The organism is Pseudomonas sp. Pse79, from assembly GCF_024519615.1.
GTDB lineage: Bacteria > Pseudomonadota > Gammaproteobacteria > Pseudomonadales > Pseudomonadaceae > Aquipseudomonas > Aquipseudomonas veronii.
This window is the reverse complement of the sequence record NZ_JALJRR010000016.1, coordinates 52,791-76,638: the sequence shown is the minus strand read 5'-3', so window position 1 is coordinate 76,638 and position 23,848 is coordinate 52,791. Positions and strand designations below refer to the sequence as shown.

Annotated in this window: 19 protein-coding genes; 15 read left to right on the top strand and 4 right to left on the bottom strand. The window is 62.6% G+C overall.

Annotated features, from left to right (window positions below; genetic code table 11):
* Positions 1–36: 36 nt before the first annotated feature.
* The 7 genes from NR164_RS20205 (at position 37) to tauD (ending at position 8,262) form a co-directional block, all read left to right on the top strand.
* Entirely contained in the window at positions 37–2,361 is a 2,325-nt protein-coding gene (locus NR164_RS20205; RefSeq protein ID WP_046385051.1) for a Tex family protein, read from the top strand.
* Positions 2,361–2,744 (top strand): PaaI family thioesterase, encoded by a 384-nt coding sequence (locus NR164_RS20200; protein WP_017848576.1) that lies wholly within the window; start codon positions 2,361–2,363, stop codon positions 2,742–2,744. The genes NR164_RS20205 and NR164_RS20200 overlap by 1 nt, the downstream gene beginning before the upstream one ends.
* 214 nt (positions 2,745–2,958) lie before the next feature.
* Positions 2,959–4,542: a glutamate--cysteine ligase gene (gshA, locus tag NR164_RS20195; RefSeq protein ID WP_256823178.1), complete on the top strand. Its 1,584-nt coding sequence runs from the start codon at positions 2,959–2,961 to the stop codon at positions 4,540–4,542.
* Positions 4,543–4,804: 262 nt separating this feature from the next.
* Positions 4,805–5,782, top strand: a complete 978-nt coding sequence (gene tauA / locus NR164_RS20190) for a taurine ABC transporter substrate-binding protein (protein ID WP_079442631.1) — start codon at positions 4,805–4,807, stop codon at positions 5,780–5,782.
* Between the two features lie 16 nt (positions 5,783–5,798).
* Positions 5,799–6,578 carry a taurine ABC transporter ATP-binding subunit gene (gene tauB / locus NR164_RS20185; protein ID WP_017848579.1) on the top strand — a complete coding sequence of 260 codons (780 nt, stop codon included), beginning with the start codon at positions 5,799–5,801 and terminating at the stop codon, positions 6,576–6,578.
* The gene (tauC, locus tag NR164_RS20180; RefSeq protein WP_017848580.1) at positions 6,575–7,411 is read left to right on the top strand and encodes a taurine ABC transporter permease TauC; all 837 of its coding nucleotides are present in this window, start codon (positions 6,575–6,577) and stop codon (positions 7,409–7,411) included. Before tauB ends, tauC begins: the two co-directional genes overlap by 4 nt.
* A 14-nt stretch (positions 7,412–7,425) precedes the next feature.
* Positions 7,426–8,262: a taurine dioxygenase gene (gene tauD, locus NR164_RS20175; protein ID WP_079442629.1), complete on the top strand. Its 837-nt coding sequence runs from the start codon at positions 7,426–7,428 to the stop codon at positions 8,260–8,262.
* Between the two features lie 133 nt (positions 8,263–8,395).
* Here the strand turns inward: tauD and mgrA are convergent, their stop codons facing one another.
* From mgrA to epsC, 4 genes are all read right to left on the bottom strand, one after another.
* Positions 8,396–9,433 (bottom strand): L-glyceraldehyde 3-phosphate reductase, encoded by a 1,038-nt coding sequence (gene mgrA / locus NR164_RS20170; protein ID WP_017848582.1) that lies wholly within the window; start codon positions 9,431–9,433, stop codon positions 8,396–8,398.
* Positions 9,434–9,541: 108 nt separating this feature from the next.
* Positions 9,542–10,870: an OprD family outer membrane porin gene (locus NR164_RS20165; protein ID WP_082107807.1), complete on the bottom strand. Its 1,329-nt coding sequence runs from the start codon at positions 10,868–10,870 to the stop codon at positions 9,542–9,544.
* Between the two features lie 212 nt (positions 10,871–11,082).
* Positions 11,083–13,044 (bottom strand): choline transporter BetT, encoded by a 1,962-nt coding sequence (gene betT, locus NR164_RS20160; RefSeq protein ID WP_017848584.1) that lies wholly within the window; start codon positions 13,042–13,044, stop codon positions 11,083–11,085.
* Positions 13,045–14,144: 1,100 nt separating this feature from the next.
* The gene (gene epsC, locus NR164_RS20155; protein ID WP_079442627.1) at positions 14,145–15,071 is read right to left on the bottom strand and encodes a serine O-acetyltransferase EpsC; all 927 of its coding nucleotides are present in this window, start codon (positions 15,069–15,071) and stop codon (positions 14,145–14,147) included.
* A gap of 166 nt (positions 15,072–15,237) precedes the next feature.
* Here epsC and NR164_RS20150 point away from each other — a divergent pair, with 166 nt between their 5' ends.
* The 8 genes from NR164_RS20150 (at position 15,238) to NR164_RS20115 (ending at position 23,831) form a co-directional block, all read left to right on the top strand.
* A complete protein-coding gene (locus tag NR164_RS20150; RefSeq protein WP_177033071.1) occupies positions 15,238–16,233 on the top strand; it encodes a D-cysteine desulfhydrase in 996 nt (331 codons plus the stop codon).
* A gap of 280 nt (positions 16,234–16,513) precedes the next feature.
* The gene (tcyJ, locus tag NR164_RS20145) at positions 16,514–17,308 is read left to right on the top strand and encodes a cystine ABC transporter substrate-binding protein (protein ID WP_017848587.1); all 795 of its coding nucleotides are present in this window, start codon (positions 16,514–16,516) and stop codon (positions 17,306–17,308) included.
* Positions 17,308–17,973 carry a cystine ABC transporter permease gene (gene tcyL / locus NR164_RS20140; protein ID WP_017848588.1) on the top strand — a complete coding sequence of 222 codons (666 nt, stop codon included), beginning with the start codon at positions 17,308–17,310 and terminating at the stop codon, positions 17,971–17,973. The genes tcyJ and tcyL overlap by 1 nt, the downstream gene beginning before the upstream one ends.
* A gap of 3 nt (positions 17,974–17,976) precedes the next feature.
* Entirely contained in the window at positions 17,977–18,723 is a 747-nt protein-coding gene (gene tcyN / locus NR164_RS20135; protein ID WP_046385059.1) for an L-cystine ABC transporter ATP-binding protein TcyN, read from the top strand.
* Positions 18,724–19,029: 306 nt separating this feature from the next.
* Positions 19,030–19,794, top strand: a complete 765-nt coding sequence (locus NR164_RS20130) for a hypothetical protein (protein ID WP_017848590.1) — start codon at positions 19,030–19,032, stop codon at positions 19,792–19,794.
* A gap of 198 nt (positions 19,795–19,992) precedes the next feature.
* On the top strand, positions 19,993–21,234 hold the full coding sequence (locus NR164_RS20125) for an SfnB family sulfur acquisition oxidoreductase (RefSeq protein WP_046385060.1): 1,242 nt from the start codon (positions 19,993–19,995) through the stop codon (positions 21,232–21,234).
* Between the two features lie 41 nt (positions 21,235–21,275).
* Complete coding sequence (locus tag NR164_RS20120) at positions 21,276–22,469, top strand: SfnB family sulfur acquisition oxidoreductase (protein WP_256823177.1); 1,194 nt, start codon at positions 21,276–21,278, stop codon at positions 22,467–22,469.
* The gene (locus tag NR164_RS20115; RefSeq protein WP_256823176.1) at positions 22,470–23,831 is read left to right on the top strand and encodes an LLM class flavin-dependent oxidoreductase; all 1,362 of its coding nucleotides are present in this window, start codon (positions 22,470–22,472) and stop codon (positions 23,829–23,831) included.
* The last annotated feature ends 17 nt before the right edge of the window (positions 23,832–23,848 follow it).

The window sequence follows — 23,848 nt, the reverse complement described above, 5'->3', positions numbered from 1 at the left end:
GCTTGCGAGCTGCTTTTAAGAATTTCAGGTGGTTTTATGGACAGCATCAACAGCCGCATCGCCGAGGAACTCGGCGTACGCCCCCAACAGGTCGAAGCGGCCGTCGCTCTACTGGATGAGGGCTCCACGGTGCCCTTCATCGCCCGTTACCGAAAAGAAGTGACCGGCAGCCTCGACGACATTCAACTGCGGCACCTGGAAGAGCGCCTGCGCTACCTGCGAGAACTCGACGAACGGCGCATCAGCATCCTCGCCAGCATCGCGGAACAGGGCAAGCTGACCCCACAATTGGAACGCGACATCAAACTCGCCGATACCAAGACCCGTCTCGAAGACCTCTACCTGCCGTACAAACAGAAGCGCCGCACCAAGGGCCAGATCGCCCTGGAAGCCGGCCTCGGCGACCTGGCCGACGGCCTGTTCAACGACCCATCGCTGAACCCGGATACCGAAGCCGCGCGCTTCATCAACGCTGAAAAAGGCGTCGCCGACGTCAAGGCCGCCCTCGAAGGCGCCAAATACATCCTGATGGAACGCTTCGCCGAAGACGCCAGCCTGCTGGAAAAGCTGCGCACCTACCTGAAGCAGGAAGCCATCCTCAGCGCCCGCGTGATCGCCGGCAAAGAGGAAGAAGGCGCCAAGTTCCGCGACTACTTCGAACACGACGAACCGCTCAAGAGCATGCCGTCCCACCGCGCCCTGGCGATTTTCCGCGGCCGCAACGAAGGTATTCTCAGCTCCGCGCTGAAAGTCGGCGACGAACTGCCGGGCACCATGCACCCGTGCGAAGGCATGATCGGTCAACAATTCGGCATCCAGAATCAGAACCGTCCTGCGGACAAGTGGCTCGGTGAAGTCGTGCGCTGGACCTGGAAGGTCAAGCTCTACACCCACCTGGAAACCGACCTGCTCGGCGAGTTGCGCGACGGCGCCGAAACCGAAGCAATCAACGTCTTCGCCCACAACCTGCACGACCTGCTGCTGGCCGCACCGGCCGGCCCGCGTGCCACCCTGGGCCTCGACCCGGGCCTGCGCACCGGCTGCAAGGTCGCCGTGGTCGACTCGACCGGCAAGCTGCTGGACCACGCCACCGTGTATCCGCACGTGCCCCACAACAAGTGGGACCAGACCCTCGCGATCCTCGCGGCCCTGTGCGCCAAGCACGCGGTGGACCTGATCGCCATCGGCAACGGCACCGCCAGCCGTGAAACCGACAAACTGGCCGCCGAACTGATCAAAAAATACCCAGCCATGAAGATGACCAAGGTCATGGTCTCCGAGGCGGGCGCTTCGGTGTACTCGGCGTCGGAACTGGCTTCCAAGGAATTCCCGGACCTCGACGTGTCGATCCGTGGCGCGGTGTCCATCGCCCGTCGCCTGCAAGACCCGCTGGCCGAACTGGTGAAAATCGACCCGAAATCCATCGGCGTCGGCCAATACCAGCACGATGTGTCGCAGCTGAAACTGGCACGCGGCCTGGATGCGGTGGTGGAAGACTGCGTGAACGCCGTGGGCGTGGACGTGAACACCGCCTCCGTCGCGCTGCTGGCGCGGATCTCCGGCCTCAACGCGACCCTGGCGCAGAACATCGTGACCCACCGCGACGAAAACGGTGCGTTCAAGACCCGCGCCGCGCTGAAAAAAGTCGCACGCCTGGGTGAAAAAACCTTCGAACAGGCCGCCGGCTTCCTGCGTGTGATGAACGGCGACAACCCGCTGGACGCCTCGGCGGTCCACCCGGAAGCCTACCCGCTGGTGCAACGCATCGCCGCCGAGACCGACCGCGACATCCGCTCGCTGATCGGCGACGCCGCGTTCCTCAAGCGCCTGGACCCGAAGAAGTACACCGACGAGACCTTCGGCGTGCCGACCATCACCGACATCCTGCAAGAGCTGGAAAAACCCGGGCGCGACCCGCGTCCCGAGTTCAAGACCGCCGAGTTCCAGGACGGCGTCGAAGACCTCAAGGACCTGCAACTGGGCATGATCCTCGAAGGCGTGGTGACCAACGTGACCAACTTCGGCGCCTTTGTGGACATCGGCGTGCATCAGGACGGTTTGGTGCATATCTCCGCGCTTTCGGAGAAGTTCATCAAAGACCCGCGCGAAGCGGTGAAGGCCGGTGATGTGGTCAAGGTCAAGGTCATGGAAGTCGACATCCCGCGCAAGCGCGTCGGCCTGTCGATGCGTATGAGCGACACTCCCGGCGAGAAAATCGACGGTGCCCGTGGCGCCCGCCCAGGCTCGGCGCCGCGTCAGTCGCAAAACAACGCGCCGCGCAAGGAAACCGCGACCGCAGCGCCGAGCAACAACGCCATGGCCTCGCTGTTCGCCAACGCCAAACAGTTGAAGAAACGCTGATGGAGATTCCGGCCGGCTTGACCCAAAGCGCGTTCAGCGAACTGATCGGCTGCCGCCTGCAACGCCTGGAGCAGGGCGTTGCCGAGGTGGCCCTGAGCCTGGAGCCGCAACTGCGTAACCGCGCAGGCAAGCTGCATGGCGGGGCGATTTTCAGCCTGGTCGACATCACCATGGGGCTGGCCTGTTCCAGCGCCCACGGGTTCGACCAGCAGAGCGCGACCATCGAATGCAAAATCAACTACATCCGCGCGGTGGAAAACGGCGAGGTGCTGTGTACCGCGCGAGTGATTCACCCCGGGCGGCGCACGTTGGTGGTCGAAGCCGACGTGTACCAGGGTGAAAGACTTGTCGCAAAAGCGCAGGGCACCTTCGCTGTCCTATAGCTCCCCGCCCTCGATTTGGGTTAATTTCGGCGCTGCGATAACAGCGTCGGAATTTTCTTGCTGCGCTACAGCCCAATTCATGGAGTGATGTAGGCTTTTTCAAAGCGGGTCAAATCGACTCAAAACCAGGCGATCACGCCAGTTTTAACTTCACCCTTGTAGACCGTCCTGCCCACCCCCATATTGGGGCGACTGACGCGTGAAGGAATCCAACTTGAGCGAACTTCTCAACCGCCGCCTGGCCCTGCTCGGCAAGCGCGAACACCTCTCCCTGCTGGAGCATTGCTTGCACGGCATCGAGCGCGAATGCCTGCGTGTCACCCATGAAGGTCGCCTGGCGCAGACGCCGCATCCCGAAGCCCTGGGCGCCGCGCTGACCCACGAACAGATCACCACCGACTACTCGGAATCGTTGCTGGAGTTCATCACCCCAGCCCTGCCCAACCCGGCCGATACCCTGAGCAGCCTGGACAAGATCCATCGCTTTGCCTACAGCAAGCTCGGCAGCGAATACCTGTGGAGCCCCTCGATGCCGTGCCCGTTGCCGGCCGAGGAAGACATTCCGATTGCCTACTACGGCACCTCCAATATCGGACAGCTCAAGTACGTGTATCGCAAGGGCCTGGCCCTGCGTTACGGCAAGACCATGCAGTGCATTGCCGGCATCCACTACAACTTTTCCCTGCCGGAAAAATTGTGGCCGCTGCTCAAGGAAAGCGAAGGCTTCGTCGGCACCGACCGCGACTATCAGTCCGACGCCTATATCGCCCTGATCCGTAACTTCCGCCGCAACAGCTGGCTGCTGATGTACCTGTTCGGTGCCTCGCCAGCGCTGGACGCAGGCTTCCTGCGCGGCCGTTCGCACCAGTTGGACGTGCTGGATGCCGACACCTTGTACCTGCCGTATGCCACCAGCCTGCGCATGAGCGACCTGGGTTACCAGAGCAACGCCCAGGCCGGCCTGACGCCGTGCTACAACGATTTGGCCAGCTACACCGACAGCCTGCGCGAAGCGGTAGCAACGCCCTACGCGCCTTATGTCGAAGTTGGCACCCACAAGGATGGAGAGTGGGTGCAGCTCAACACCAACATCCTGCAGATCGAAAACGAGTACTACTCCAACATCCGCCCCAAGCGCGTGACCTACACCGGCGAGCGGCCGATCCAGGCGCTGATGGCCCGTGGCATCCAGTACATCGAAGTGCGCTGCCTGGACATCAACCCGTTCCTGCCGATGGGCATCGACCTGCAAGAGTCGCGCTTCCTCGATGCGTTCCTGCTGTATTGCGCGATGAACGACAGCCCGCTGTTCGCCGACAACGAGTGCGGCAACGCCACCTCGAACTTCCTCAGCGTGGTCAAGGAAGGCCGGCGTCCGGGCCTGCAACTGCAGCGCAAGGGCCAGGCGGTGGACATGAAGGAATGGGCCACCGAGCTGCTGGAGCAGATCGCGCCGCTGGCGGCCCTGCTCGATCAGAGCCACGGCATCGAGGAACACCGCCAGGCACTGGACGCCCAGTTGGCCAAGGTCAACGACCCGTCCCTGACGCCATCGGCCCAGGTGCTGGCCGCGATGGCCGAGCGCAAGGAAAGTTTCGCCCAGTTCTCCCTGCACCAGAGCGAGGTGCATGCCGAGTATTTCCGCAGCGAACCGTTGCCCGCCGAAGAGCAGGTGCACTTTGAAGAACTGGCACGCAAGTCGCTGGCGCAACAGGTGGAGCTGGAGCAGAACGAAGTGGGCGATTTCGATGTGTTCGTCGGCTCGTACCAGGCTAGCATCCTGGCCATCAGCAACTAAAAACCGAACTCACTCCCCCAGGGAAATGAGCTTCATGTGGGAGGGGGCTTGCCCCCGATGGCGGTCCTCAGTTAACTGATCAGTGACTGAACCACCGCTATCGGGAGCAAGCTCCCTCCCACATTTGCCTTCACTGGGATGAAGAATCCCGCCCACCCTTCTTCTCATAAGCTAATTCGAAAAAGTTATTTATTTTCGTATTCTTAGATCATTTAGTCTCCTCACACGCCGACACTCGGCCGCCTGATTGAGGAGCTTCCCCTTGAAACTGCATTCCCCTCTCCGCCTCTTGGCGGCATTGTCCCTGGCCGGTGCCAGCCTGTTCGCCCAGGCGGCGGATGTGACCATCGCCTACCAGACCACCGTGGACCCGGCGAAAGTCGCCCAGGCCGACGGCGCGTATGAAAAAGCCACGAACGCCAAGATCGACTGGCGCAAATTCGACAACGGTTCCGACATCATCGCCGCCATCGCGTCCGGCGATGTGCAGATCGGCTACCTCGGTTCCAGCCCGCTGACCGCCGCCATCACCCGTAAAGTGCCGGTGCAGACCTTCCTCGTCGCCACCCAGATCGGCGGTGCCGAAGCCCTGGTGGCGCGCAACGGTTCGGGGATCAACGGCCCGCAGGACCTGATCGGCAAAAAAGTCGCCGTGCCCTTCGTATCCACCGGCCACTACAGCCTGCTGGCCGCGCTGAAGCACTGGAACATCGACCCGGCGAAAGTGACCATCCTCAACCTCGCGCCGCCGGCCATCATCGCCGCCTGGAAGCGCGGCGATATCGACGCCACCTACGTATGGGACCCGGCCCTGGGCGTGGCCAAGGAAAACGGCAAGGTGCTGATCACTTCCGGCGAGCTGGCCACGTTCGGCGCGCCGACCTTCGACGCGTGGATCGTGCGTAAGGACTTCGCCGAGAAGCACCCGGAAATCGTCAGCGCTTTCGCCAAAGTCACCCTGGATGCCTACGCCGCGTACCGCAAAGACCCACAAGCCTGGCTCGCCGACAAAAGCAACGTCGACAAGCTGGTGAAACTCTCCGGGGCCAAGGCCAGCGACATCCCCGCGCTGCTGCAAGGCAACGTCTACCCGCTGGCCGCTGAGCAGGTGACCCTGCTGGGCGCGCCGACCATCAAGGCGGTGACCGACACCGCCGCATTCCTCAAGGAACAAGGCAAGGTCGAGGCGGTGCTGCCGGATTACGCCCCTTACATCAGCGCCAAGTTCATCACCCACTGATCAGGAGTTCATCGCGATGGCCTTGCTACAACTGGAGCGCATCAGCGCACGGTACCCAGGCGCCACAGAACCGGTACTGTCTGATATTTCACTCGAACTTGGGCCCCGGCAATTGCTGGTGGCCCTCGGCCCGTCCGGCAGTGGCAAGACTTCGCTGTTGAACCTGATTGCCGGTTTTGTCGAGCCCTCTGCCGGGCGCATCAGCCTCGATGGCGTGCCAGTCAAAGGCCCGAGCGCCGAACGCGGCGTGGTGTTCCAGGACGATGCCCTGCTGCCCTGGCAGGACGTGCTGGCCAATGTCGGCTTCGGCCTGGAGCTGGCCGGCGTGAGCAAAGCGCAACGCGAAGTGCGCGCCCGGGAAATGCTCGCGCTGGTGGACCTGGCCGGTTTCGACAGCCGGCGCATCTGGCAACTGTCCGGCGGCCAGAAGCAACGCGTCGGCCTGGCCCGCGCCCTGGCGGCGGACCCGCGTGTACTGCTGATGGACGAACCCTTCGGCGCCCTCGATGCATTCACCCGCGAACAGATGCAGGAGCTGCTGCTGCAAGTCTGGCGGCGCACGGCCAAGCCGGTATTCCTGATTACCCATGACATCGAAGAAGCGGTGTTCCTTGCCACCGATCTGATCCTGCTGGCGCCCAACCCCGGTCAGATCGTCGAGCGCCTGCACCTGGATTTCGGTCAACGTTATGCGGCCGGCGAGTCGGCGCGAGCGATCAAATCCGACCCGCGCTTTATCGAAACCCGCGAACACGTGCTGGGCAAAGTGTTCTCCCAACGGCAGGTGTCCGCATGAGCAGCTACGAACTTCCCGCCACGGTCGCCAAGCCGGTGGCGCGCACCGTTATCCCGCTGCGGCGCAGCCTGAGTACGCGTTGGATCAGCCTGTTGACGCTGGTTGCCTTGCTGGTGATCTGGTGGGCGGTGACCGCCAGCGGACTGATCGAACCATTGTTCCTGCCGCCACCGTCCGCCGTGCTGCAAAAAGGCTGGTTGCTGGCGACCACGGGCTATATGGATTCCACCTTGTGGCAGCACCTCGGCGCGAGCCTCGAACGCATCGGCCTGGGCCTGGGCTTTGCGGTGCTGACCGCGGTCCCGGTGGGGATTGCCATCGGCTCGAACCGTATCGCGCGGGGCATTCTCGACCCGCTGATCGAGTTCTACCGGCCGATTCCACCCCTGGCCTACCTGCCGCTGATCGTGATCTGGTGCGGCATCGGTGAGCTGTCCAAAGTGCTGCTGATCTACCTGGCGATCTTTGCCCCGATTGCCATCGCGACCGCGACCGGCGTGCGTACCGTCGACCCGGCCAAGCTGCGTGCCGCGCAGTCGCTGGGGGCCACGCGCGCCCAGTTGATTCGCCACGTGATCCTGCCGAGCGCGCTGCCCGACATCCTCACCGGCGTGCGTATCGGGCTGGGAGTTGGCTGGTCGACCTTGGTCGCCGCCGAGCTGATCGCCGCCACCAGCGGCCTGGGCTTCATGGTGCAGTCGGCGGCGCAGTTCCTGGTCACCGATGTCGTGGTGCTGGGGATTCTGGTGATCGCACTGATCGCCTTCGCCATGGAAATGGGCCTGCGGGCCCTGCAGCGTAAATGGGTGCCGTGGCATGGCCAGGCACACTGAGTGATGAGAACCCAATGAGCAGCCTGACCGTTACCCCATTAAGCACCGCCCTCGGCGCGCAGATCAGTGGCGTCGATATCACTCAACCGCTGAGCCCCGAACAGCGCGACGCCATCGAACAGGCGTTGCTCACTCATTCGGTGGTGTTTTTCCGCGACCAGCCGCTCACCCCGCAGCAACAAGCACGCTTCGCGGCGAACTTCGGCGATCTGCACATTCATCCGATCTACCCCAACGTACCGGAACAGCCTGAAGTGCTGATCCTCGACACCGCCGTCACCGACGTGCGCGACAACGCCGTGTGGCACACCGACGTGACCTTCCTGCCCACCCCGGCCCTCGGCGCGGTGCTGAGTGCCAAGCAACTGCCGGCGTTTGGCGGCGACACGCTGTGGGCCAGCGGGATTGCTGCGTATGCGGCCCTGTCCGAGCCGCTGAAGAGGCTGCTCGACGGGCTCACCGCCACGCACGACTTCACCAAGTCCTTCCCGCTGGAGCGTTTTGGCAACACTGCCGAAGATCTGGCGCGCTGGGAAGAAACCCGCAAGAAGAACCCGCCGCTGTCGCACCCGGTGGTACGCACCCACCCGGTGAGTGGGCGCAAGTCGCTGTTTGTCAGCGAGGGCTTCACCACCAGAATCAACGAGCTGGAAGCGGCGGAGAGCGAGGCGATCTTGAAACTGCTGTTCGCCCACGCGACACGCCCGGAGTTCACGATTCGCTGGCGCTGGCAGGAGAATGACGTGGCCTTCTGGGATAACCGCGTCACCCAGCATTACGCGGTGGACGACTACCGGCCACAGCGGCGGGTGATGCATCGGGCGACGATTCTTGGCGATGTGCCGTTCTGAGCCGAACACGACAGTCGCCACACTGAAGACAAAATGTGGGAGGGGGCTTGCCCCCGATTGCGCTGTATCAGTCAATGCATGTACTGACTGACCCACCGCCATCGGGGGCAAGCCCCCTCCCACATTGACCGGATTATTCAGCCGTCGATGGCTTTTCCCACAAGTTGATCCCGCCTTCCAGCGCAAACCGATCGATCTCCGCCAGTTCTTCGGCGGTAAAGCTCAAGTTCTTCAGCGCCCCGACGTTTTCAATGATCTGCTCCGGCCGGCTCGCGCCGATCAGCGCACTGGTTACCCGTGGGTCACGCAGGGTCCAGGCCAGCGCCAGTTGGGCCAGGCTTTGGCCACGGCGCTTGGCGATTTCATTCAGCGCGCGCACGTGAGCGAGGTTGGCTTCGGACAAGTGCTTGGCCTGCAACGAACCGCCACCGGGGCGATTGACCCGTGCATCGGCCGGCACGCCATTGAGGTACTTGTCGGTCAGCAGCCCCTGGGCCAACGGCGTGAACGCGATCACCCCGGCGCCGAGGGCTTCGGTGGTGTCGAGCAGGTCTTTTTCCACCCAGCGGTTGAGCAGGTTGTAGGCCGGCTGATGGATCAGCAGCGGGACTTTCCACTCGTTGAGCAAGGCGGCGATTTCGCGGGTTTTCACCCCGGAGTAGGAAGAAATACCGATGTACAACGCCTTGCCTTGCTGCACGGCGGTGGCGAGGGCGCTGGCGGTTTCTTCCAGGGGAGTGTCGGCGTCGAAGCGGTGCGAGTAGAAAATATCCACATAGTCGACGCCCAGGCGCTGCAGGCTCTGGTCCAGGCTCGCCAGGATGTATTTGCGCGAACCGCCGCCCTGGCCATAAGGGCCGGGCCACATGTCCCAACCGGCCTTGCTGGAGATGATCAATTCGTCGCGGTAATGCTTGAAGTCTTCGCGCAGCAAACGCCCGAAGTTGATCTCGGCGCTGCCATAGGGTGGGCCGTAGTTGTTGGCCAGGTCGAAGTGGTTGATCCCCAGGTCGAACGCAGTGCGCAGCAGGGCGCGCTGGGTGTCGATCGGGGTGCTGTCGCCAAAGTTGTGCCACAGCCCCAGGGACAGTGCCGGCAGCACCAAGCCACTGCGGCCGACGCGGCGATACGGAATAGATTCGTAGCGGTTTTCGGCAGCGATATAAGTCATCGAATCCTCTCTTGGACGGGGGCAAATAAGGCCTGGGAATAAGCCTATTCCCAGGCCTTTTAAGCAGCTGAATCGCTTAACGTTGCCTTTCCGTTTTACAGCAAACTCCTACCAGAGTGGAACGACATAGCTGACATAAAAGCGGTTTTCATCCTGCACAGTGGCACCGGTAATGTCTGGGCTGGCGTGGGCGTTTTTCCAGGTCACGCCCAGGCCCTTGAGGGTGCCGGTCGGCACTTGGTAGGCCACGGCAACGTTGCGTTCCCATTCGCTGGTAGTGCCCTGTGCGGTGCGGATGTCATCGCCGTGGGCATAGGCGGCGGAGAACGTCAGGCCGTTGAGGCCCAGTTTGCCGAAGTCATATTTGTATTGCGCCAGCCAGGTGCGTTCGCCGGCGTGCTGGAATTTGTTCAACTGCATGTTGGTCAGCGCCGGGGTGTCGGCACCCGAGCCGGGGCCCTGGCGGCTGTCGCCGCTGTTCAGGCCGGAATCCAGGTAGGGGAAGTCGCTGCTGCCGCTGTTTTTCTGGATGCCGAGGCCGACGGTATGACCTTCCAGGCTGTAGCTTTCCAACAGGCTGACGGTGGACTGGTTGATGCGGCCCTTGTTCACGCCATCGCCATAGACCCCTGCCGCGGCATAATCCTTGTCGCCATCGGCGTTACCGCCCACCCCCAGGCTGCGGAACATACGCACATCGGTGTCGATCGCACCGACCGACAACGCGTCATGGCGCTTGGCACCGAGGAAGAACTGTTGGTAGTAATCCTCAAGGTTGGAATACCACAGGCTGACGGTGGTGCCCGGCAAGCCGGTGTAGTCGGCACCGCCGAAGAGGAAGCGGTCGCTTTCCTTGGTGCCGCCCGCGGTGATCATGCCCTGGTCGCCGGTTTCATTGCGGATCTTGGTCTTGAAGATATCGCCACCGGTGAAGGTGAAGTCGCTGAGGTCCTTGGAGACCAGTTGCACACCGGTGTTGGTCTGCTGGTACAGGCGGCCGTCGGTGTTGGCCAGCACCGGGTTGTTGCCATACAGCGTACCGACCCGCAGTTCATCCTTGGCGAAGCGCATTTTGAACGTTGGGCTCAGCACGCCGAACTGGTCAGCGGATTTACCGTCGTCCAGCGGGAACATGCTGCCGGGGTAGCGGCCCTGGTGATTCTTGTCATTGAGGTCGCCGCCGGAGTCCAGTTTCAAACCGTAGAACGCCTGCAAGTCGAGGCCGAAACCCACGGGGCCTTCGGTGTAGCCGGACTTGAAGTTGAACTCGAAACCCTGGCCCCAATCGCGAATGCTGTGGGCCTTGGCATTGCTGCCGACCACGTCACGCCCCTGCTGGTTGAGATAGCGGTTGAGCAGGGTCACATCGGCGTGGCTGTCATCGATAAAATCGGCATGGGCGGACAGCATAAAGCTCGCCATGGCGACACCGACCATGGGGCTTAATAACGTCTTCATTGTTACCGGTCTCCGTCACTGTTCTGAAATGAAAGCGTCAAACGCTTCACACAATTACGCAGTGGCTAGATGACAGTTGCGCGTCAAAACGCGGCGGGGGCACATGAAATTAAGTTTAAGAAAGCCCCGTAATAGAGGCCTTGCGTGGGGGTAAAGCGCGCCCTGCCCACGCGGGAGCAGGGCCTGGAACATCAACGCACCAAGTGCAGGAACTGCAGGTGGCGCTCGTACTGGTCGAGAATATCGTTGATGACCTGCTCCTTGGTATAGCCCACCAGATCGTAGTCCTGGCTGCCCTCGCTCAAGTGGACTTCGGCCCGGTAGTAGCGACGGTTGTTGAGCTCCTTGGAACCCATGCCGCCACGGGCAAACGACGGTGTGAAGTACCCGCGCATTTGTACCTGATAAACGAACGGATGCTCTTCGCCATGGCCGATTTCCAGGCTGACGCTGTCGTTGGACGGGTCAGGCTGGGTCACCACATTCAGGCCCTTCTCGACGAACACAGCGGTCACTTCTTCAATCGCCGGGCGTACCGTCGACTCAAGGAAGCGGTACACCTCGTCGCGCGACGGGAAATGCACCGCCTGGCTCAAACGCTGGCGCCAACCGCCACGGCCCTTGCGCGCCGCGGACACCGGGGCCAACGAATGCAGTTGGGCGATCTGCTTCTGCGATTCGAGGTAGAAGGCTTTGTGCAGCCCCCACATCATCAGCAGCAGGATCAACGAGAACGGCAACGAGGTCAGTACCACCGCCGATTTCAGCGAATCGATACTGCCGGCAAACAGCAAGGCACTGGTCACCAGCGCGGTCATCGCGCCCCAGAACACCCGCAGCCACTTCGGCCCGTCTTCATCGGCGTTGCCGCCTTTGGATGACAGCGTGGACAGCACCACGGTGCCGGAGTCGGCGGAGGTGACGAAGAACACGAAGCTGATAAACACCGTGACCGCGATCACCGTCTTGCTCCACGGGTAGGTTTCCAGCAGCAGGTAGAGGCTCATCGACGGGTCATCGATGGCCGACTGGCCGAGCGCCGTCATCCCGTGATTGAGCACCTGGTCGATGGCGCTGTTGCCGAAGATCGACATCCACGCCAGGGTGAAACCCAGCGGGATCAGCAGCACGCCAAACACGAATTCGCGGATGGTGCGGCCACGGGAAATACGCGCGATAAACAGGCCCACGAACGGCGACCAGGCAATCCACCAGGCCCAGTAGAACACGGTCCAGCCACCCAGCCAGTCGCTTGGCTTGTCGTAGGCGTAGACGTCGAAACTCTTGGTCGGCAGTGCGCCGAGGTAGTCGCCGATGTTCTGGATCAGGGTGTTGAGCAAGTGCTGGGTGGGCCCGGCGAACAACACGAACAGCAGCAGCGCACAGGCCAGCAGCATGTTGATGTCGGACATCACGCGCACGCCCTTGTCCACGCCAGCCACCGCCACCAGGATCGCCGCACCCATCATCAGGGTGATCAGGCCGACCTGGATCCACTGGGTGTGGGCAATGCCAAACAGGTAATCCAACCCGGCGTTGAGGTGCAGCACACCGAAGCCCATGTCGGCACCGAGGCCGAACACCGTGGCGATGATGCCGAAGCCGTCCACCGCGTAGCCGATCGGGCCGTTGATGCGCTTGCCGATCAGCGGGTACAGCGCCGAACGCAACGCCAGCGGCAGGTTATGCCGGTAGGCGAAGTACGCGAGGGCCATGCCGACAAAGGCGAACACGCCCCAGCCATGCAGGCCCCAGTGCAGAAACAGGATCTGCATGGCCTGGCGCGCGGCATCGGCGTTCATCGCCGCGCCCTGGGGCGGTTGCACCAGGTGCGTCAGCGGCTCGGAGACGCAAAAGAAAAACAGCGTGATGCTGATCCCTGCGGCGAACAGCATGCCGGCCCAGGACAGGTAACTGAACTCGGGCTCGTCGTGGTCGGCACCGAGTTTTATCTTGCCGTAGCCCGATAGCGCGGTGACCACCACGAAGACCAGATACAGAGTCATCGCGAGCATGTAGTACCAGCCGACCGTATTGGCCGCCCAGTTTTGCGCCGCCAGCAACCAGGCACCGGCCTGTTGCGGGATGGCGATGACGGTGATGCCAAACAGCAGGATGAAGCTTGCGGCGAAATAGAACACGGGCGCATTCATACGCACCAGACCGCTGGGTGGGGTGGTCGATGCACTCATGAACGATGCACCCCTGAGGTGTGAGATGTGGCTGTGAATAACGGACTCAGCAAAGGTAAGCCTCCTGTTGTGAGCGGGCAGCGAACCACCGATTTAACTTGAACGAACGTTCAAGTTAAACATGGATAGGCGGTTTTGGACTAATCGCAGGGCTGAGTGGTAGGTGATTCCTACACTAGCTCAAGGACTGGTATGACGCCTGGGCGAGGCAAATCGTTCAGCGGTTGCCGACTGAAATACCGCTCACATTTGAAATACAGTCACCCTGTGGGAGGGGGCTTGCCCCCGATTGCGGTGGGTCAGCCAGCACAGGCATTGAGCGGCCCACCGCTATCGGGAGCAAGCTCCCTCCCACAGGGTTTTGTGTGATCTTTTGGGTGCCGTCGTCATGCTGATAAATTGAACATGGATGAGCCGCAAGGCTGAGGGGTAGGTGATTGAACGAGGCAAATCATCCAGCGGTTGCCGACTCAAACACCGCTCACATTTGAAACGCAGTCAACCTGTGGGAGGGGGCTTGCCCCCGATTACGGTGGGTCAGCCAGCACAGGCATTGAGCGGCCCACCGCTATCGGGAGCAAGCTCCCTCCCACAGGGTTTTGTGTGATCTTTTGGGTGCCGTCGTCATGCTGATAAATTGAACATGGATAGGCCGCAGGCTGAGGGGTAGGTGATTGAACGAGGCAAATCATCCAGCGGTTGCAGGCTCAAATACGGTTCACATTTGAAACCCAGTCAACCTGTGGGAGGGGGCTTACCCCCGATTGCGGTGGGTCAGCCAGCACATGCATTGGGCGGCCCACCGCTATCGGGAGCAAGCTCCCTCCCACAGGGTTTTGTGTGATCGATTGGCCGCAAGGCTGAGGGGTAGATGATTGAACGAGGCAAATCATCCAGCGGTTGCCGACTGAAATACTGCTCACATTTGAAATACAGTCAACCTGTGGGAGGGGGCTTGCCCCCGATTGCGGTGGGTCAGCCAGCACATGCATTGAGCGGCCCACCGCTATCGGGAGCAAGCTCCCTCCCACAGGTTTGTGTGTGATGTTTAAGGGCGTGCGCTACTTTTGGGTGCCGTCGTCATGCTGCAGATTCGCCTGCGTGATGTTCGCCCCCACCGGTACGCTGCGGGTCAGCCACACGTTGCCGCCAATGGTCGAGCCCTTGCCGATGGTGATCCGCCCGAGGATCGTCGCCCCGGCATAGATCACCACGTCGTCCTCGACGATCGGATGGCGTGGATGGCCTTTCTGCAACTGCCCGTCCTCATCCGCCGGGAAGCGCTTGGCGCCCAACGTCACCGCCTGGTAGATACGCACGCGCTCGCCGATGATCGCGGTTTCGCCAATCACCACACCCGTGCCGTGATCGATAAAGAAACTCGGGCCGATCTGCGCGCCGGGGTGTATGTCGATGCCGGTGGCCGAGTGGGCGATCTCCGCGCTGATACGCGCCAACAACGGCAGGCCGGCGCGGTACAGATGGTGGGCCAGGCGATGGTGAATCACCGCCAGTATCCCCGGATAGCACAGCAGCACTTCATCCACACTGCGCGCAGCCGGGTCGCCGTGGTAGGCGGCCAGCACATCGGTGTCCAACAGGCTGCGCAGGGACGGCAAGGCCAGGGCGAAATCCTGGATCAGGCGGATGGCGCGGGCGTCGACATCACTGTCATCCTGGCCGCTCTGGCGCGCGGCGTAGCGCAGTTCCAGGCGCGCTTGGCCGAGCAAGGCATTCAAGGCGACGTCGAGGGTGTGGCCGACGTAGAAATCTTCACTTTCCTCACGCAAGTCCACCGGCCCCAGGCGCATCGGAAACAGCGCGCCGCACAGCGCTTCGAGGATCTGCGCCACGGCCTCGCGCGAAGGCAGCTCGCGACCGCCATGCTCGCCACTCATGCGGCCATTGCGTGCTCGCCACTGGTCCCGCGCGCTGCGCAGTTGGCTGACAATGGTGGGTAATTGCCAATGACTGGAACGCTCACTCACGGTATTCACTCCTGACAAAATGGCCATCACTTTACGATAGGCACCCCGGCTGCTCTTAAGAACCAATGGTGCAATGCTAAGAACCATCAAGCATAAACGATTGGCGGTTGCCCGATGAAAAGTGCCTGCCTATAGTCGCCCCATCACTTAGCAACCGTGCGTAGCCATGATCAAACAACAGCTCGACCGTTTTAACCGCCTGGAACTGCTGGGCGGCGCCACTGCCCTGGAAAAACTCGAGCGGCTGTCGACCTGGCTGGGCAGGGACATCTACGTCAAGCGCGACGACACCACACCGCTGGCCATGGGTGGCAACAAGCTGCGCAAACTCGAATACCTGGCGGCCGATGCCATCGCCCAGGGTGCCGATACCCTGGTGACCGCCGGGGCCATCCAGTCCAACCACGTGCGCCAGACCGCCGCGCTGGCCGCCAAGCTGGGCCTGGGCTGCGTCGCCCTGCTGGAGAACCCCACCGGCACCGAAGACCCCAACTACCTCGGCAACGGCAACCGTCTGCTGCTGGACCTGTTCGACGCCAAGGTCGAGTTGGTAGAGAACCTCGACAACGCCGACGACCAGCTCAACGCCCTCGCCGATCGCCTGCGCAGCAACGGCAAGAAGCCGTACCTGGTGCCCATCGGCGGCTCCAACGCGCTCGGCGCCCTGGGTTATGTGCGGGCCGGGCTGGAACTGGCCGCGCAGATCGAAGACAGCGGTCTGGAATTCGCCGCCGTGGTCTTGGCCTCGGGCAGTGCGGGCACCCACAGTGGCCTGGCCCTGGCGTTGAGCGAAGGGCTGCCGAACTTGCCGGTCGTCGGCGTTACCGTGTCGCGCACCGACGAAGCCCAACGCCCGAAAGTGCAGGGTCTGGCCGAACGCACCGCCGCGTTGCTCGGTGTGGACATCCCCGAGGCCTTCAAGGTGATCCTGTGGGACGAATACTTCGGCCCGCGTTATGGTGAACCGAACGCCGGCACCCTTTCAGCGGTCAAGCTATTGGCGAGCCAGGAAGGCTTGCTGCTGGACCCGGTCTACACTGGCAAGGCCATGGCCGGCTTGCTGGACGGTATCGGGCGTCAGCGCTTTGAGGATGGCCCGATCATTTTCCTGCATACCGGTGGGGCGCCGGCGTTGTTTGCTTACAACGCCGTATTTAACTGAATAAACAGGGATCAACATGTGGGAGGGGGCTTGCCCACGATAGCGGTGGGTCAGTGATACATGCATAAGCTGACACGGCCCTATCGGGGGCAAGCCCCCTCCCACAATTGGATTGAGTGCATGTTCAAAAATAGAATATCAATTTAGATTTATATTATTTTCAAGTCTTAAAAACCGGCTTTATCATCGCGCCGTAGGCGAAGACGCGCTACGCGCTTTAAGGCAGGATACGTCTACCGCGTCACCTGCTTCGCTCAACATAACAACACAGGGGCTCTTCATGACTATTTCTGTATTCCGTCGCACATTGCTGGTCGGCACTCTGGGCCTGGCCCTCGGCGCTGGTTGGTTGGGCCAGGCCGTGGCCGGCGAACAGTTGGGCAACATCAAGAAAGCCGGTGAGATCAAGATCGGTCTCGAAGGCACTTACCCACCGTTCAGCTTTGTCGACGAAAGCGGCAAGCTCAGCGGTTTCGAGGTCGAGCTGTCGGAGGCGCTGGCCAAGGAGCTGGGCGTCAAGGTCAAACTGCAGGCCACGCCATGGGACGGCATCCTCGCCGCCCTGGAATCCAAGCGCCTGGATGCGGTCGTCAACCAAGTGACCATCTCCGAAGAGCGCAAGAAGAAGTACGACTTCTCCAAGCCTTATACCGTCTCCGGCATCCAGGCCCTGACCCTGGCCAAAAACGTCGACACCATCAAGACCGCCGATGACCTGGCCGGCAAGAAAGTCGGCGTGGGCCTGGGCACCAACTACGAACAATGGCTCAAGGACAATCAGCCCAAAGCCATCATCAAGACCTACAACGATGACCCTACCAAGTTCCAGGACCTGCGCATCGGCCGCATCGACGCGATTCTGATCGACCGCCTCGCCGCACTCGAATACGCCAAGAAAGCCAAGGACACTGCCGCCGCCGGCGACGCCTTCTCCCGCCAGGAAGCCGGTATTGCCCTGCGCAAAGGCGAGCCGGAATTGCTCGAGGCCGTGAACAAGGCGCTCGACAAACTGCGCGCCGACGGCACCTTGAAGAAGCTGTCCGAGAAGTACTTCAACGCTGACGTCACTCAATAATGGAAGCAGGTTTCCAACTCGCGCTGGACTCCGCGCCCTTTCTGCTCAAGGGCGCGTATTTCACGGTAATCCTCAGCCTCGGCGGGATGTTTTTCGGCTTGCTGCTGGGCTTCGGCCTGGCCTTGATGCGCCTGTCGCGCTTCATGCTGCTGCGCGGGGTCGCTCGCGTCTACGTGTCGTTCTTTCGCGGCACGCCCCTGCTGGTGCAACTGTTCCTGATCTACTACGGCTTGCCGCAAGTGGGCATCGAGCTGGACCCGATCCCGGCCGCCATGATCGGCTTCTCGCTGAACATGGCCGCCTACGCCTGTGAAATCCTGCGTGCCGCCATCGCGTCCATCGAGCGCGGCCAGTGGGAAGCCGCGGCCAGTATCGGCATGACCCGCGCGCAGACCCTGCGTCGGGCCATCCTGCCGCAAGCGATGCGTACCGCGTTGCCGCCGCTGGGCAACAGCTTTATTTCGCTGGTCAAGGACACCGCGCTGGCGGCCACCATCCAGGTGCCCGAGCTGTTCCGCCAGGCGCAACTGGTGTCGGCGCGCACCTTCGAAATCTTCACCATGTATCTGTCCGCCGCCCTGATCTACTGGGTCCTGGCAAGCATCCTGGCGCATTTTCAAAATCGTCTGGAAGACCGGGTCAACCGGCATGACCTGGAGTCTTGAAGCATGATCGTGGTTGAAAAACTGACCAAACAATTCAACGGCCAGGTGGTGCTCAACGGCATCGACCTGGAGGTCAAGGAAGGCGAAGTCGTCGCCATCATCGGCCCCAGCGGCTCCGGCAAGACCACGTTCCTGCGCTGCCTGAACTTCCTCGAAACCCCCACCAGCGGTCGCATCAAGGTCGGTGACATCGAGATCGACAGCAGCAAACCGCTCAACCAGCAACAGGGCCTGGTGCGGCGCCTGCGCCAGCACGTGGGTTTTGTGTTCCAGAACTTCAACCTGTTCCCGCACCGCACCGCGCTGGAAAACGTCATCGAAGGCCCGACCGTGGTCAAGAAGATGCCCCGTGAGGCCGCGACCGCCCTGGGCCGCACGCTGTTGGCGCGGGTCGGCCTGGCCGGCAAGGAAGACGCCTACCCTCGGCGCCTCTCCGGCGGCCAGCAACAGCGCGTGGCGATTGCCCGGGCGTTGGCCATGGAGCCGGAGGTGATCCTGTTCGACGAACCCACCTCGGCCCTCGACCCGGAACTGGTGGGCGAAGTGCTGGCGACCATTCGCAGCCTGGCCGAAGAAAACCGCACCATGGTGATCGTCACCCACGAAATGAGCTTTGCCCGGGATGTCGCCAACCGGGTGATCTTCTTCGACAAAGGGGTGATCGTTGAGCAAGGCGAGGCCAAGGCGTTGTTCGCCAACCCCAGGGAAGAACGCACGAAACAGTTCCTGAGCAAGTTTCTCGCGCATTGACGCGCGCCCACCGGCAGCACAACGCGTGTGGGGGAGCCCGCTCCCGCACACGCCCGGCCTGCCTGAGTAAAACAGCCCCCGCGCCACCCCCGAAATTCCCGCGCCCAGTCAGACCGTTCTGAATCGTCCAAAACCCGCCGTTTAGCCTTTTGCCGCCATTGACGCCCTCCGGCCAACGCTCTTATCTAGCGCCCAGAGGATTGGATCCTATCCCGGCTTTTCACTGAATCGTTCCTTTCGGCCCCCGTCGCGTTCCCGCGCCAAGGGTCCGGAACGATTGCTGCTGGCTGCATCAAGGAGATTACTATGACGCGCACCGCAACCCCGGCCCTGCTCACTGCCCCGACCCTGCCCCAGGCACTTGGCAACGGCATCAACGCCCTGGCCGCCACACAGCTGCAAGTCGACATCGCGCCCTACCCCGGCATGGATGAGGGTGACCTGATCGAGCTGTTCTGGAACAACTGCTTTGCCGACTCGCGGCGTATCACCGCGTGCAAGGTCGGCACCGCCACCCAACTGCGGGTGCCGGAAAGCTTTGTGCAGGACGGCCATGCGCGGGTTCACTACCAGGTCATGCAGATCGGCCACGGCCCCGCACGCTCAGCGGTGACCACGGTGCAGGTCAAGACCAACTACCCGGGCGGCCAACCGAGCGCGCTGTACAGCGACGAAAACCAGAACCTCGCCCCTGTGGGCCTGCCCGACATGATTCGTCGCTACGGCGTCAACAGCAGCCAGGTGCGGCGCGGTATTCCGCTGACCATCGAACCCTACCTGAACATGACCCGCGGCGACGCCATCACCCTGCGCTGGGGCGATGCGCGCCTGGACCTGCCGAAAATCCAGGCCCGAGCCGTCGGCATCGCGGTGCAGGTGTGGGTGCCGTCGGCGATCATCATCGAAGCCGGCGACGACAGCCGGCTGGACGTCACGTACTGCATTCTCGATCGGGTGGGCAATAACTCACGCTGGGCGCCGGCCCGCACACTGCGCATCGCCGCCTATGTGCCGGCGACGCCGAAGCGCCCTTCCAGCGCCGCGCAGATCTATCAACCGCGTCGCCCCTGAAGCGTGGGTAACGGCCCTTCTATGCATATTCCTAAAAGTTAGTTTATTTAAATATTTAACACGTTTAGGGTATATAAACCGGACCACCGGACATTCCTGATTGTTTTGTTTCCATTTCATTGAATGCGAGGTCGGTATGGTCAGAATTACCCCGGTGCAGAACGCCAGGGCATTACGTGCAGCCAAGGAGCGGCGCTGATGTCTAACTTGGCTCTAACCCCCCCCCAGAGTGATCTGGACGTCGCCCCCCTGCTGTTGCCGGCCGTTGTGCTGCGCAACGATGCCCAAGCGCTGAGCGCGGCCCATGAGTTGGCCCAGGCCGCGCGCGTACAGGCCGCCAAGCGCGACCAGCAGCGCAAGCTGCCCTGGGCGCAGATCGAGCAATTCACCCGCAGTGGTCTGGGCAGTATTTCCATTCCCCGCGAGTACGGCGGCCCGCAGGTGTCGTTCACCACCCTGGCCGAAGTCTTCGCGATCATCAGCGCGGCCGACCCGGCCCTCGGGCAGATCCCGCAAAACCATTTCGGCATCCTGCACCTGCTGCAGGGCGCGGCCACCGAGCGCCAGAAAAAACAGCTGTTCCAGAGCGTGCTCGACGGCTGGCGCATCGGTAACGGCGGCCCGGAGCGCGGCACCAAAAACACCCTGGAGCTCAAGGCGCGGATCAGCGCCGAAGGCGACGGTTACGTGATCAGCGGCCAGAAGTTCTACTCCACCGGCGCCCTGTTCGCCCATTGGGTCGCGGTGAAGGCGCTGAACGACGACGGCAAGCAGGTCATGGCATTTGTGCGCCGTGGCACGCAAGGACTGCGCATCGTCGACGACTGGTCCGGCTTCGGCCAACGCACCACCGCCAGCGGCACCGTGCTGCTCGACCGGGTGCCGGTGGACGCAGAGCTGGTGGTCGAAAACTGGCGCCTCGGCCAAAGCCCGAATATCCAGGGCGCGGTCTCGCAATTGATCCAGGCAGCCATCGACGCCGGCATTGCCCGTGGCGCGCTGGATGACACCATTGCGTTCGTCCGCGAGCGCTCACGCCCGTGGATCGACGCCAAGGTCGAACGCGCCAGCGATGACCTGTATGTGATCGCCGACATCGGCAAATTGAAGATCGAACTGCACGCCGCCGAAGCCCTGCTGCGCAAGGCCGGCCAGGTGCTGGACCAGGTCAGCGCCGCGCCGATCACCGCGCAGTCCGCCGCACGCGCCTCGATTGCCGTGGCCGAGGCCAAGGTGTTGACCACCGAAGTGTCGCTGCTGGCCAGCGAAAAACTCTTCGAACTGGCCGGCAGCCGCGCCACCCTCGCCGAATTCAACCTCGACCGCCACTGGCGCAATGCCCGGGTCCACACCCTGCACGACCCGGTGCGCTGGAAGTATCACGCGGTGGGCGCTTATCGCCTGAACGGCACATTGCCGGCTCGTCACTCCTGGATCTAACCGCCCAGAACACTTTTTCCACGCGCTTCTGGAGAACACCGATGACTTTATCTACCCACGTCGCGCTCATCACCAGCGACGAACAAGCCCTGATTGTCGCCAGCGACCTGGCTGAAGACCTGCGCCGCGACAGCGCCCAGCGCGACCGCGAGCGCCGCCTGCCGCTGCCCGAACTGGACGTATTTTCGCGTTCCGGCCTGTGGGGCATCAGCGTGCCGAAAGCCTATGGCGGCGCTGGCGTGTCCAACGTCACCCTGGCCAAGGTCATCGCGCTGATCGCCCAGGCCGACGCCTCGCTGGGCCAGATCCCGCAAAACCATTTCTACGCCCTCGAAGTGCTGCGCGTGAACGGCAGCCCCGCGCAGCAACAACGCCTGTACGCCGAGGTGCTGGCCGGCCAGCGCTTCGGCAACGCCCTGGCGGAACTGGGCACCAAGACCGCCCACGACCGCGTGACCCGCCTCACCCGCGACGGCGACGGTTTTCGGATCAATGGCCGCAAGTTCTACGCCACCGGCGCGATCTACGCGCAACGCATCCCGACCTCCGTGGTGGACGAGAACGGCATCCAGCACCTGGCCTTCGTGCCCCGCGACAGCGCGGGCCTGACGGTGATCGACGACTGGAGCGGCTTCGGCCAGCGCACCACCGGCAGCGGTTCGGTGGTGTTCGACAACGTGCGGGTCGCAGCGCACGACGTGCTCCCGTTCCAGAGCGCCTTCGAACGCCCGACCACCGTCGGCCCGCTGGCGCAGATCCTCCACGCCGCCATCGACACCGGCATCGCCCGCGCCGCCTTCGAGGACGCGCTGCACTTTGTACGCACCAAGACCCGCCCGTGGATCGACTCCGGCAGCGACAAGGCCAGCGAAGACCCGCTGACGCTGAAGAGCTTCGGCCACTTGAGCATTCGCCTGCACGCCGCCGAAGCCTTGCTGGAGCGCGCGGGCGAGTTTCTCGACCGCGCCCAGGCCGACAGCCACGCCGAGACCGTGGCCGCCGCCTCGATCGCGGTCGCCGAAGCACGCGCCCTGAGTACCGAAATTTCCCTGGCGGCCGGCAGCACGCTGTTCGAACTGGCCGGCAGCCAGGCGACCCTGGCCGAGCACGGCCTCGATCGCCACTGGCGCAACGCCCGCGTGCATACCCTGCACGACCCGGTGCGCTGGAAGTACCACGCCGTGGGTAATTACTACCTCAACGATAAAAAACCGCCACTGCGGGGGACCATCTGAATGGCGAAGAAAAAAATCCTGCTCAATGCCTTCAACATGAACTGCATCGGGCATATCAATCACGGCTTGTGGACGCACCCGCGGGACACGTCCACCCAGTACAAAACCCTCGAGTATTGGACCGACCTGGCGCGAACCCTGGAGCGCGGGCTGTTCGACGGGTTGTTCATTGCCGATATCGTCGGCGTCTACGACGTGTACCAGGACGCCATCGACGTGCCGCTCAAAGAGTCGATCCAACTGCCGGTCAACGACCCGTTGCTGCTGCTCTCGGCCATGGCCGCCGTGACCCAACACCTCGGCTTCGGCCTGACCGCCAACCTGACCTACGAGCCGCCGTATCTGTTCGCCCGGCGCATGTCCACCCTCGACCACCTGAGCCGTGGTCGGGTCGGCTGGAACATCGTCACCGGCTACCTCGACAGCGCCGCCAAGGCCATGGGCCTGACCGAACAGGTCGAACATGACCGACGCTACGACCAGGCCGATGAGTATCTGCAGGTGCTCTACAAGCTCTGGGAAGGCAGTTGGGAAGACGACGCCGTGCTCAACGATCCGCAGGCGCGGGTGTATGCGCAGCCGGGCAAGGTGCACAAAGTAGAGCACCACGGTGAGTTCTACCAGGTGGAGGGTTATCACCTGTGCGAACCGTCGCCGCAACGCACACCGCTGCTGTTCCAGGCTGGCACTTCGGCGCGTGGCCTGGTGTTCGCCGGGCGGCATGCCGAGTGCGTGTTCATCAGCGGGCGGGACAAGGCCAGCACCCGGCTCCAGGTGGACAAGGTGCGCGCCAGCGCCGTGGCGGCCGGGCGCAACCCGCACGACATCAAGGTGTTCATGGGCCTCAACGTGATCGTTGGCGCCACTGAGGAACTGGGCTGGGCCAAGCATGCCGAGTACCTGAGCTATGCCAGCGCGGAAGCCGGCGTGGCGCATTTTTCGGCGTCCACGGCGATCGATTTTTCCCAGTACGCCCTCGACGAACCGATCCAGTACGTGAAGAGCAACGCGATCCAGTCCGCCACCCAGCACCTGCAGAACAACGATTGGACCCGCCGCAAATTGCTCGAGCAGCATGCCCTCGGCGGGCGCTACATCACCGTGGTCGGTTCGCCCGAGCAAGTGGCGGACGAGCTGGAATCCTGGGTCGCTGAAACCGGGCTGGATGGCTTCAACCTCACGCGCATCGTCACCCCGGAAAGCTATGTGGACTTCATCGACCTGGTGGTGCCGGAGTTGCAGAAGCGTGGGTCGTACAAGACCGCTTACGACACTGGAACGCTGCGGGAAAAAGTCTTCCACGGCGGCGCCCGCTTACCCGAACAACACACCGGCTCCACCTACCGCCACGGCCCCCTGTAGGAGCGAGCTCGCTCGCG